The 12,540-nt window shown below is 70.9% G+C and carries 4 protein-coding genes; 1 reads left to right on the top strand and 3 read right to left on the bottom strand.

What is annotated here, in order from left to right:
* The first annotated feature begins 152 nt into the window (after positions 1–152).
* Positions 153–2,270, top strand: coding sequence for a bifunctional polysaccharide deacetylase/glycosyltransferase family 2 protein (locus ACFFQA_RS16875; protein ID WP_377852911.1), 2,118 nt, complete (start codon positions 153–155; stop codon positions 2,268–2,270).
* Here the strand turns inward: ACFFQA_RS16875 and ACFFQA_RS16880 are convergent.
* The 3 genes from ACFFQA_RS16880 to ACFFQA_RS16890 are packed head-to-tail and all read right to left on the bottom strand — an operon-like array spanning position 2,264 to position 12,338.
* Positions 2,264–3,481, bottom strand: coding sequence for a cytochrome P450 (locus ACFFQA_RS16880; protein WP_377852912.1), 1,218 nt, complete (start codon positions 3,479–3,481; stop codon positions 2,264–2,266). The two genes, ACFFQA_RS16875 and ACFFQA_RS16880, sit on opposite strands and share 7 nt — an antisense overlap.
* On the bottom strand, positions 3,478–7,887 hold the full coding sequence (locus tag ACFFQA_RS16885; RefSeq protein WP_377852913.1) for a type I polyketide synthase: 4,410 nt from the start codon (positions 7,885–7,887) through the stop codon (positions 3,478–3,480). Before ACFFQA_RS16885 ends, ACFFQA_RS16880 begins: the two co-directional genes overlap by 4 nt.
* Positions 7,884–12,338 (bottom strand): SDR family NAD(P)-dependent oxidoreductase, encoded by a 4,455-nt coding sequence (locus tag ACFFQA_RS16890; RefSeq protein ID WP_377852914.1) that lies wholly within the window; start codon positions 12,336–12,338, stop codon positions 7,884–7,886. The genes ACFFQA_RS16885 and ACFFQA_RS16890 overlap by 4 nt, the downstream gene beginning before the upstream one ends.
* Between the last annotated feature and the right edge of the window lie 202 nt (positions 12,339–12,540).

Genomic DNA, 12,540 nt, shown 5'->3' on the forward strand with positions numbered 1-12,540 from the left:
CAAGCCACCCAACGAGAACACGACGACGACGGCCGTTCCGCCGACGACCACGCCGACCAGGTCTCGAACCACACCGACGAGCCGAACGACAGTGAAGCCCGTTCACACCAAGTCCCCCAGCAGCTCGAAGCGCACAACCAGCAAGCCTGGCAATGGCCACTGAACGCCGGACGCCGAGGACGCATTGGGCGCTGCTCGCGGTGACCCTTCTGGTTCTGCTCGGCGGTATTCTGCTGGACACTCTTGTGCTGCAAGGGATCGACGGTGGAGCGCGGATCACGAAGGACGCGGCGGCGAACGTGCCCGCCAGTGTCAGCTCCGGCGGGCCGCTGCTCGGGCGTGACGAGCATGGCCTCGCATCGCGACGCGTTCCTGATCACACGATCGCGCTCACCTTCGACGACGGCCCGGACCCGGTGTGGACGCCCGCGGTCCTGGACGTGTTGCGCCGCAACGAGGTGCACGCGACGTTCTTCGTCACCGGTGCCGCGGTCTCGCGCAATCCCTCTGTCGCGAAGCAGATCGTCGACGCCGGGCACGAGATCGGGCTGCACACATTCACGCACACCGACCTCAGCCAGGCCGGGCCTCTGCGCACCAGGCTGGAGCTCGACCAGACCCGCTTGGTGGTCGCCGGGGCAACGGACCGGTCCAGCCGACTGGTTCGGCCGCCCTACTCCGCGAGGCCGGAGGATCTCGACGACGCGGACTTCCGGGCGGTCAACGGGCTCATCGACTCCGGGTACGTGGCCGCCCTGTCCGACCTCGACTCCAAGGACTGGATGAGGCCGGGGGTCGACGCGATCGTCAAGGCGGCGACGCCGCAGGACAACCGTGGCGCGGTGGTGCTGATGCACGACAGCGGCGGTGATCGCGCGCAAACCGTCGCGGCACTGGAGAAACTCATTCCGTCACTGCGGCAGCGAGGGTGGCACTTCAGCACGCTCGGTGGCGTTCTCCCGTCGGCGGCGCCCACGTACGCGTCCTGGGGCGAGCGGACGCAAGGCAGCGCCATCCTGCTGACCACCAGCGCCGCCCACGCCCTCAACAGCATCATGGGATGGCTGGTCATCGTGTGCACCCTGCTCGCCCTGGTGCGCGCGGTGCTCCTGCTCGGCTGCGCCATGGTGCACTCGCGCCGCAAGAAACTGAGCCGCCGCGACGACCAGCCGTACCGGCGGCCCGTGACCGTGCTCGTACCCGCGTACAACGAGGAAGCGGGCATCGAGGCCACGCTCCGCTCCATCCTCGCCAGCACGACGCCGGTGCGGGTGATCGTGATCGACGACGGGTCGACGGACGGCACGGCCGACGTGGTGCGGCGTCTCAGACTGCCCGACGTTCGGCTGATCCGCCAGGACAACGCCGGTAAGGCGGCGGCGCTCAACACCGGCTTGGGCTACTGCCAGACCGAGCTGGTGGTGATGGTGGACGGGGACACGGTGCTGGAACCGGACACCGTCTCGGAGCTCGTTCGCCCGTTCACCGATCCGGTTGTGGGCGCGGTGTCCGGCAACGCGAAGGTGGGCAACCGGAGCGGGTTGCTCGGCACCTGGCAGCACATCGAGTACGTGATCGGCTTCAACCTGGACCGCCGCATGTACGACGTCATGCAGTGCATGCCGACCGTTCCCGGCGCGGTCGGCGCGTTCCGGATGAGTGCCCTGCTCCAGGTCGACGGGATCCCGATGGACACCCTCGCCGAGGACACCGATCTCACGATGGCGCTGGAGCGGGCCGGGTGGGCAGTGACGTACCAGGAGTCGGCGCGGGCCTGGACGGAGGTGCCTGCCAGCCTGGGGCAGCTGTGGAGGCAGCGCTACCGCTGGTGCTACGGAACCCTTCAGGCGATGTGGAAGCACCGGGGCGCGGTGCGCGAACGCGGGTTGGGCGGCAGGCTGGGGCGTCGGGGCTTGCCGTACCTGCTGCTCTACCAGGTGTTGTTGCCGTTGCTGGCCCCCGCGGTGGACGTGTTCGCTCTGGTCAGCCTGTTCAGCCAGCCGATGCTGGGTGCCGTGGCCTGGATCGGCTTCTTCGCACTGCAACTGGTTCCCGCCCTCGTGGCGTTCTGGCTCGACCGTGAACGGTTCCGTCCTCTGTGGACCCTGGTGTTGCAGCCGGTCGTCTACCGCCAGCTCATGTACCTGGTCGTGATCCAGTCGGTGGTGACCGCGTGCACCGGTGCCCGCCTGCCGTGGCAGAAGCTGCACCGCACGGGCAGCGCGGCGCAGGACTCACCGCTGACCGTGTCCTCGGCGTCGGGTCAGTAGAGCTCGGCGGTGTCGGGGGTGAACCGCACCGGCAGGCTGCTGATGCCGGTGAGGAAGTTCGAGTGGATCCGGCGGGCGGGGCCGGTGACCTCGAAGCCGGTGCTGAACGCGCGCAGCGCCGCCAGCACCTCGGCGATCTCGATCCGCGCGAGCTGGGCGCCGAGGCAGAAGTGCGGTCCGTGGCCGAAGGCGATGTGCTTGTTGGGTGAGCGCCGCAGGTCGAAGCGGTCGGGGGCGGTGAACACGGTCTCGTCCCGGTTGGCGGAGCTGTGCCACAGGGTGACGACGTCCCCGGCCGCGAACCGCTGGCCGCCGAGCTCGACGTCGACGAGCGCGGTCCGGCCGAAGTGCATCGTGGGGCTCGCCCAGCGGAGCACTTCCTCGACGGCACTGGCGAGGTCGGCCTCTCCCCTCCTGAGCAGGTCCCACTGGTCGGGGTGCTCTGCGAGGGCGCGCACCGCCTCGATCATCGACAGGCGGCTGGTCTCGTCGCCGCCGATGACCAGGCTGTAGCAGTTGAGCACGACCTCGTCCGGGGACAGCGGGCGGCCGTCGACGCGGCTGGTCACCAGCGCGCTGAGCACGTCGTCGCCGGGCGCCTGCCGCCGCCGGGCGGCGAGGTCGGTGAAGTAGGCGAGGATCTCGTTGCGCGCCAGGGACGACTCCAGCTCGTCCGCGTCGTGCTCGTCGGAGCTGAGCGCGATCTTCGTCTGGGTGAGCAGGAACTCCCGGTCGCCGTCCGGAACGCCGAGCAGGTCGCCGACCGTGGTGATCGGGATCTGGCCGGCGATGTCGGTGGCGAAGTCGCAGTCGCCGCGACCGACCGCGTCGATCACGAGGCGGCGGGTGTTCTGGCGAACCCGGCGGGCGACCTGCGCCAGTGCCTGCGGGGTGAACACCTTCTGCAGGATCTGGCGCAGCTCGCGGTGTCGCGGTCCGTCGGTCACCGCGAGCATCCGGCCCGCCGCGGAGTCACCGCCCGCGAGCAGCGTCACCAGGACGTTGCCGCGCTCGGAGGTGAAGCGGGTGTTGTCGCGGTAGACGGTGAGGATGTCGGCGTGCCGTGACACCACCCAGAAGCCGTGGGGCTCGTGCCAGTAGACCGGCCGCCTGGTCCGGACCTCGCGCCAGAACCCGGACAGGTCGGCCTCGGCGAAGGTTCGCGGATCGGCGAGGTTGACCGCGGTCGTCTCCATCGTCGTCCCGGTCACGTGAGCAGCGCGCCGACCTCGTCGGCGAGTGCGCGGACCGTCGGGTGGTCGAACAGGGTCGCCGCGGGCAGGTCGACGTCCAGGTGCTGGCGGAGCCTGGTGAGCAGCTGGGTCGCCTGGAGGGAGTTGCCGCCGAGGGTGAAGAAGTCGCTGTCGAGTTCGAGGTCCGGCACTCCGAGGGTTTCCTCCCACAGTTGCAGCAGGGTTTTCTGGAGCTCGGTCGCGCCGTCCAGCTGCGGGCGCGCGACCGGGGCCAAGTGTCCTTCAGGCGCGGGTGTCGGCGCGGGTGGGACGCTCGGGGTGCTCATCCGCTGGTCGGCTTCGCGGCCGACCTCCGCGAGTCCGCGGGGCGAGGCGATCACCTGGGGGCCGAGCCGGGAGCCGAGGACCCGCCAGAGCAGTTCGAGCCCCTCCGCCGTGCGGATGTAGTCGGTGTCCTCCCGGGGCTCGTCCGAGGCAAGCATCCCGGTCTCGCTCCAGGCGTCCCAGTTGATCGACACCGTGTACCGGGGACCGGCGGGGCACGAGTGGGCGAACGCGTCGAGGTAGGCGTTGGCGGCGAGGTAGTCGGCCTGGCCGTAGAAGGTCGGCACGAGCGAGGTCACCGAGGAGAAGAGCACGAGGAAGTCCGGTTCCTGACCGAAGAGCCGGTCCAGGACCTGGGTTCCCGTCACCTTGGGGGCGAGGACCGCGTCGACGTCCTCGCGGCGGCGGACCGCCATCATGCCACCACCTGGGCTGCCCGCCGCGTGGAAGATCCCGTCCACCCGGCCGTACGCCTCGTGCGCGGACTCGCGGACCGCGCGCATCGCGTTCTCGTCGGTGGTGTCGGCGACGCGGACCAGCACGGAGCCGCCGAGGGCCTCGATCGCCTTGAAGCGCCTGATGGTCCGCTTGCGGATGGGGCACGGTCCTTCGGCGAGATAGGTGTCCCAGTCGGCGCGGTCGGGGAAGCTGGAGCGGCCCACCAGGACCAGGCGGGCCCGGACCAGGCGCGCGAGGTCCTCGGCGAGGGCGAGTCCGATGCCGCCGAGCCCACCGGTGATCAGGTAGGTGCCGCGTTCGCGGAGCAGGGCCGGGGTGGACTGCTGCGGGGCGGAGGGCAGCGGCCGGAACTCGCGCACCCAGCGGCGGTGACCGCGGAGTGCGACCTGGTCGCCTTCGGCGGTGAGCTCGGCCAACAGTCGCTGTGCCTGGGACCGGGCATCGTGTGGCGGCGCGAGGTCGATGACGCGGCTGGTCACGTTCGGGATTTCCTTGTTGACCATGTGATGCGGGCCGAGCACGGTCGCCTTCGCCGGGACGACCGGGTCGGTGCCGGTGACCTCGTGCAGCCCCGTCGCGATGATCGAGAGCGCGATCGGCACCGAGATGCGACGCCTGGCCAGGGTCCGGCCGAGCGCGAGCAGGCTGTGCAGGCCGTGCTCCAGGCTGTCCTCGTCCAGCAGCCACGCGTGCGCGATGCGGCGGGGAGCGAGGTCGGCGGCGGCCAGGTCGGTCAGGAGCCGGTCGTAGTCCTCGTGGTGCCCGGGACGGACGGTGTACTGGCCGGGAGCGCGACGGGCGTAGTCCTCCCCCGGCTCGACTCGCACCACCTTCGCCCCGGCTTGCCGCAGGTCGTCGAGGACGAGGTCGATCACCCTCGCTCCAGAGGTGAACACCAGCCATGCCTCGCCCGGTGTGATGCCGGTGTGGGCTTGGTCCAGCGGGTGCTCGGCCCAGGTGGGCAGCGCCAGCGGGGACTCCTCGGCAGGGGCGCTCGCCGGCGTGATGGCGATGTCCCACATGCCGTCCAGCGGCGGGCGGGCCGGGTCGGGTTCCACCCACGCGCGCACCCGCTCGTAGGGGTAGCCGGGCAGCGGCAGCCGCTTGCGGTTCTCCCCCGCCCAGAACGCCTCCCAGTCCGGTTCGACCCCGCTGGACCACACCGTGCCCACGGCACGCAGCAGGAGGTCGGAGTCGGTGCGGCTGTCGGCGCGGTGGCGCATCGAAGGCACGATCGTCGGCGGGGTCCCCGTCCGGGTCTCGCGCCAGTGGATGCGGGCGAGAGTGGACAGGGTGCCGCCGGGGCCGACCTCGATCAGGGCGTGGTTTCCCTTGTCCCACAACGTGCTCAGCGCGTCGGCGAAGCGAACCGGCTCACGCAGCTGCCGCACCCAGTACTCGGGGTCGCGGGCCTGCTCGTCGGTGAGCCAGTCGCCGGTGAGGCCGGACAGGATCGGGATCTTCGGAGCGTGCAGCTCGATGTCGTCGAACAGGGCGCGGAACTTCGACAGCACCGGGTCCATCAGCGCGGAGTGGAACGCGTGGTCCACCGGGAGCGGGACGCAGCGCAGTCCCTTGGCTGTCAAGCGTTCCCGGACCTGGTCGACGGCCTGCGTGGTTCCGGAGACGACCGTGAGCCGGGTTCCGTTGACCGCCGAGATCGACAGGTCCTGCGGCAGTTCCGCGCGGACTTCCTCTTCAGCGAGGGGGACGGCGAGCATCGCGCCCGCCGCGGTCTCCGCGAGCAGCCTGCCGCGGAGGGCGACGAGCTTCGTGGCGTCTTCGAGGCTGAGGCATCCGGCGACGCAGGCCGCCGCGTACTCGCCGACGCTGTGTCCGACGAGGGCTCGTGGTCGCACGCCCCAGTGGGTCCACAGGCGGGCAAGGGCGAACTCCACGGCGAACAGCGCGGGCTGGGCGAGTTCGGTGCCGCGCAGGCTTTCCATGGACATGAGGTCCAGGCCGAGGAGGTCGGCGCAACGGTCGAACTCGCGGCGGAACACCGGCTCGTGTTCGTGGAGCTCACGGCCCATGCCCGCGTACTGCTCGCCCTGGCCGGGGAACAGGAACGCGACAGCCGGTGCGCGGCGCGGAGCCGGAGGGCGGCCCTCGACGACCAGTTCTTCCAGCCGTTGAGCCAGGTTCTCACCGGATGCGGTCACCAGGGCGCGGCGGTGGACGTGCGCGGCTCGGCCTCGGTGAAGGGTGTGGGCGAGGTCGGCCAGGTCGAGGTCGGGGTTGCGGCGGACGGTGTCGGCGAGCGCCTGCAACGCCGCGTTAGCGGCCGTTTCGGTCCGGCCGGAGACGGTGATCAGGTGCCGGGGACGGGCGGTGGCCTCGGCGGTGACGGCCGGGGCTTGGGTGAGCACGACATGGGCGTTGGTGCCGCCGATGCCGAAGGAGCTGACGCCCGCGACGCGGGGGCCTTCCTGCCAGTCGCGGAGCTCGGTGTTGACGAAGAAGGGGCTGGTCTCGAAGCCGATGTCGGGGTTCGGCTCGGTGAAGCCCGCGTTCGCCGGAATCTGTCCGTGGTGGACCGCCAGGGCGGCTTTGATCAGCCCGGCGACTCCGGCCGCCGTGCCGAGGTGACCGACGTTGCCCTTGACCGAGCCGATCGGGGTCCGCGCGGTGGCGGTGACACCGTGCTTGTCGAACACCGTGGTCAGAGCTTCGACCTCGATGGGGTCGCCGACCTGGGTCCCGGTGCCGTGGCATTCCACGTATCCGAGGTCGGCGGCGCTGAGACCGGCGCGGGCGAGCGCGGCCTCGATCAGCTCGACCTGGCCGATGATGCCCGGGGAAGTGAAGGTGAACCTGCGCGCGCCGTCGTTGTTCACCGCCGAGCCGTCGATCACCGCGTAGATGTGGTCCCGGTCGGCGACCGCGTCCGCGAGGCGTCTCAACGCGACCACACCCGCGCCGGAGCCGAACACGGTTCCGTCGGCGGAGGCGTCGAACGGTCGGCAGCGGCCGGTACGGGAGAGGATGCTGCCCTCGTGCCAGAGGTACCCGTGCCCGTAGGGCAGTTGGACGTCGGCGGCTCCGGCGAGCGCGAGGTCGCAGTCGCCCGACCGAAGTGACTGGGCGGCCAGGTGAACGGCCACCAGCGCCGAGGAGCACGCCGTGGCCACGGCCAGGCTTGGGCCGTCGAGGCCGAGACGGTGCGAGACGGTGGTGGCCAGGTAGTCGTTCTCGTTGCCGACGCTCCATTCGAGAGCCGCGAGCGAGGCGCGCGCCGCCGGGTCGCGGCTGACGTGCAGTGCGCCGTAGAGGTTCGGGGCCGCGGCACCGAAAACGCCGACACGACCCGGAGCTCGGCCCGTGTCGTAGCCGGAGTTCTGCAAGGCGGAGTGGGCGCATTCGAGGAACAGCCGGTGTTGCGGATCGACCGCGCGGGCTTGTTCCGGCGTGTAGCCGAACAGGTCGGCGTCGAACCCGGCCAGGTCGTCGACGAGTGCGGCAGCGCGGACGTAGTTCGGATCGGAAAGCCGCCTCTCCGAGACGCCCGCCGCGCGGAGGTCGGCCTCGGAGCGGGTGGTGACCGAATCGACGCCGTCGCGGAGGTTGTCCCAGAACTGGGTCACCCCGTCCGCGCCGGGGAACCGGCAGGCCATGCCGACGATCGCGATCTGCTCGCTCATCGCGCTCCTCGTTCGATCAGCGTGTCCGAAAGGGTGCGCACCGTCGCCGAGTCGAACAGCGCGCCCGAGCTCAGCGCGATTCCGTAGCGCTGTTCGATCTGGTCCACGATGTGCACCGCCGCGAGGGAACTGCCGCCCACGTCGAAGAAGTCGTCGTCCAGGCCGATGTCGGGGTTGCCGAGCAGGTCTGTCCACAGTTGACGGACGACTTCGGTCACCGGCTGCTCGCTAGGCGGTGGTGGTGCTGCTTCTTCAGGTTCGGGTTGCTCACCGATGTAGTCGACGATCACCGTGGCGGGCAGGCTTCGCCCTAGGGCGTCAAGGAAGATCCGCGCGCCTTCTCCGGGACTCAGATGCGGCTGCCGCGACACCGGCTGGACTTGCGGGGTGGTGAAGTCCGCGCGAGGCACGGCGCGGAAGGTCAGCGAGCGAATCGCGACCAGGTGCTCGCCGGTCGCCGTGTCGTGGATGTCCACATCGACCACTCGTGCGGTGTCGGTGTGTTCGCGCAGCCAGGAACGGGCGGTGATGCGAGCCGTGAGCCGGTCGAACACGGCGACCGTGCCGTAGCGGAACGGGACGAACACCGTGTCGGCTGTGGTGTCAACGAGGACGGAGGTCGCGACGTCAAGCAGCGCGGGGTGCAGGACGTGGTCACTCAGGTCCGCGTGGAACTGTTGGGGCAGAGCGAGTTCCACGACGGCTTCGCTGTCGTCGCCCTGCCGGTGGACCTCGCTGTTCCATCTCGGGCCGAAGCCGAATCCTGGTCCTGCCGCCGCACTCGGCCCTTGTTGGGCTCCAGTGAGTGAAGGTTGGCGCACCGGACGGACGGCCTGCTGTGCGAGATCGGCGGCTTCGATCCGCCCTTCGGCGTGGTCGGTCCAGCCGTCACCGTGCACGGGCCGCGAACGCAGACGGAACCTGGCGCCGGAGGTGGTGACCTCGATGACGTGGGGCTCCGACGCGGGCAACGGCCGCAGGATCAGCATGTCTCGCACGCCGACTGCCGCCGTATCCGGCACGAGGGCCTGTTCCCTCGCGGCAGCGACGACGAACTCCAGCATCGCCGTGGCGGGCAGCACGGGGACCGCGCCGAATCGGTGCTCGTCGAGCTGCCAGGTCCCACCCGGCGTGATCATGACCTGGTAGCCGCCGTGATCGGTCATGCCGGTGTTCTCCCAGGCGGGCCAGGCGATCGCGAGGGTCCTGGGGTGGTCAAGGCGGCGTCGCCGGGCGTGTGCGTTGAGGAAGGCGTTGGCCGCCGCGTAGTCCGCGCTGCCGCGAAGTCCGGAGATCCCCGCCTGGCTGGAGAAGTGCACGAGGAAGTCGAGATCGCCGAGGACCCGGTCGAGCGCGAGGGTTCCGTGCACCTTCGCCCGCAGCACTCTGTCCACTTCGGATCTACTGCGGCGTTCGATGAGGCCGCCGCCCGCCACTCCGGCCGCGTGGACGACCCCGTGCGGGCCACGGCCGAACCTGCGCTCGATCTCGGCGAGTGCGGCGCGCAACGACTCCGGGTCGGTCACGTCGGCCGTGATCGCGGCGACGGTGGCGCCTGCGGCTTCGAGTCGGCCGATCGCGGCGGTGTGGCCGTCGGTGGAGCGGCCGAGCAAGGCCAGCCTCGGGCGCAGTCCGGTGTCGGCCAGGGCTTGCGCGATCACCAGCCCCACTCCCCCGAGCCCGCCGGTGATCAGGTAGATCCCCTGCTCGCGCAGGAGACCGGGTTCGGCCGGGCCGTCGTCGATGGGCGCGATGGCGGGCAGCCACCGCGTTCTGCCGCGCAACGCCACGCGGTCGGCGGTCAGGCTCGCGAGTTCGGTGGCCAGGACCGCGTTGACGGTCAACGGCCCGACGTCGATGAGCACGCAGCGGATGCCGGGGTTCTCGCGTTCGACGGTGCGGGCGAAGGCGTTGAGCATCGCACGGGTGGGGTTGATCGGTTCGGCTCCGGTCAGGTCGACCGAGTACCGGCTCAGGATCGCGAGGGTGACCGGTGTAGACAGCTGCTTCACGAGGTCGTGGATGCTGTGGAGACCGGCTTCCAGCTGAGCGTCCACAGTGTCCAGATCGACATCGGCTTCAGGGGTGACGCCGAGCGCGTGGACGACCAGGTCCGCCGCCTGTGCTTCGGTGGTGACCGAGTATCCGGCCTGGCTCACGGCGTCGCTGACCCACTGGGCGTCGTCGGGCCGCAGCACCCAGGCCCGTGCGCCGGTCGGGACGGGTGCGGCAGGTGCTTCGTCGGCGGCGCGCCAGGCTTCGTGCAGCAGGGTCCATCCCGTTGGCGCGGGCGGCTGGTCGGCAGGCACCGCGACTGCCGGACCGTGGTAGTCGACCCAGTAGCGCTTGCGCTGGTACGGGTAGCCCGGAACCGCGACCCGGCGCGCGGAGCGGGGAGCGCGCCGCCGCCAGTCGATGTCCTGGCCGTGCACCCACAGGGTGGCCAGGGCCTCGTTGAGAGTGGTCTCGGAGCGGATCGGCAGGGCATCGCGGCCGAGGTGGATCACCAGCACCGCTTCACCGCCGACCTGCTCAGTCCGTTGTGGACCGTTCGTCACGCGTTCGGCGATCTGCCGCGAGATCGCCCCGTCGGCCACCGCCTGGGCGGCCAGCTCACCGACTCCGGCACCGGACGTCCGAGCCGGTCGCACACCCCAGCGGAGCAGGCAGGTCGCCAGCGCGTACTGGATAACGAACAGGATCGGCCGCGCGACATCGGGCGGCACCTCCGACCCGGACAGCCACATCGTGCGCAGTGGTTGTCCGGCAAGGGTTTCAACGACGTCGAAGGCGCTGTCGCAGGCGTCGCGGAAGTCGGCTTCGGCCTCGTGCAGCTCGCGTGCCAGACCCGGCCGCCAGGAAGACTCGTCCGGGAAGCGCAGCTCCGCCTCGTGCGGGGTGTCCGTGGCGATCACGCCGGAGGTCAAGCGCTCGACGAGCTGGGCGCGGTCGCGGGCGACCACCGCCGAGCGCACGGCTCGCGCGGTCCTGCCGACCTGGAGCGTGTACGCGGCGTCGGCCAGCAGCTCGTCGTCGAGATCGGCGAAGTGCTCGCGCAGGCGGTGGCGGAGCGCGGTCGCGGCGGTCGCCTCGTCGGCCGACCAGACGACGACCTGCTCGCGCTTCTCCCTCGGCTCGACCGGCACCGGGGGCGGCTCCTCCAGGATCACGTGCGCGTTCGTGCCGCCGATGCCGAAGGAGTTGACGCAGGCGCGGCGGACCTCGCCCGGCCGCCGCGGCCACGGGCGGGACTCCGTGATCACCTCGAACGGCGAGTCCGCGAGCCCGAGCTCCGGGTTGACGGCGCCGACGTTGATGCTCGCGGGCAGCCGCTCGTGCCAGAGCGCGAGCGCGGTCTTGATCACGCCCGCCACCCCGGCGGCCGTGCCGAGGTGGCCGAGGTTGGACTTGACCGAGCCGAGCAGGCAGGAGCCCGGCGGCAGGGGCTGTCCGGCGAGGGCGCGGAACGCCCTGGTCATCGCGGCGACCTCGGTGCGGTCGCCGATTCCCGTCCCGGTGCCGTGCGCCTCGAAGTAGGAGATCGTGCGCGGGTCGAGCCCGGCGGCGGTGAAGGCCCCGGTGATGCAGTCGGCCTGGCCGTCAACACTGGGGGCGGTGAAGCCGGTGGAGCGCCCGCCGTCGTTGTTCACCATCGACCCGCGCACCAGCGCGTAGACCGTGTCGCCGTCCGCGAGCGCGTCGGAGAGCCGCTTGACCACGACCGCGCCGACGCCGTCGCCGAAGTTCGTGCCGGTGGCCTCGCTGTCGAACGGGCGGCACGAACCGTCGCGGGAGTTGACCCCGCCCGGCACGTGGAGGAACCCGCGCTCGCTGGCCGGGTCGATCATCGCGCCGCCGACCAGGGCCAGCTCGCAGTCGCCGGACAGCAACGCCTGGCGGGCCAGGTGCAGCGCGACCAGCGAGGTGGAGCACGCGGTCCGCACCGTCACGCTCGGCCCGGTCAGCCCGAGTCGGTGGGCGATGCTGGCGGCGAAGTAGTCGGGGTCGTTGTTGAAGTCCACTGCGAGCTGGCCGACCGAGCGCAGCAGGGCGGCGTCCGGCTCCACGTGGGCGCTGGCGTACCTGTTGGCGCCCGCGCCCGCGAACACGCCGATCCGCCCCGGGAAGTCCGCGGGCACCTGCCCCGCGTGCTCCAGGGCGGCGTGCCCGACCTCCAGGAACACCCGGAACTGCGGGTCGCGGATCTCCGCTTCCCTCGGCGTGACGCCGAAGAACCCGGCGTCGAAGTCGTAGGGCCCGTCGATGCGGGGCCGCCTGCGCACGTACCCGGGCATCGCCAGGCGCCGGGGGTCCTCACCGGCACGCAGGATCTGCTCGTCGGAAAGCGACCCGATGCAGTCCCGGCCCTCGACGAGATTGCGCCAGAATTCGTCAAGATCGCTCGCCGCCGGAAACCGAACCGCCATACCGACTACGGCAACCGGCTCCATATCCACAAGCACCCCATCACGACGAATCCCGCTTTCTCACCTTATGAGAGAGCCAATGGGCGGACATTCGAACACGGCGAGAAGCCGACGAGCCATGGTTTCGGGCACAGCCGAAGCACGGCACGGGGGACATCAAACAACCTGGTCAAGCCTTGACCGGACCAGAAAGGCGGGAAACACTGCGGCCACATCAGCCCCGGCT

This window comes from Allokutzneria oryzae, from assembly GCF_042429765.1.
Taxonomy (GTDB): domain Bacteria; phylum Actinomycetota; class Actinomycetes; order Mycobacteriales; family Pseudonocardiaceae; genus Allokutzneria; species Allokutzneria oryzae.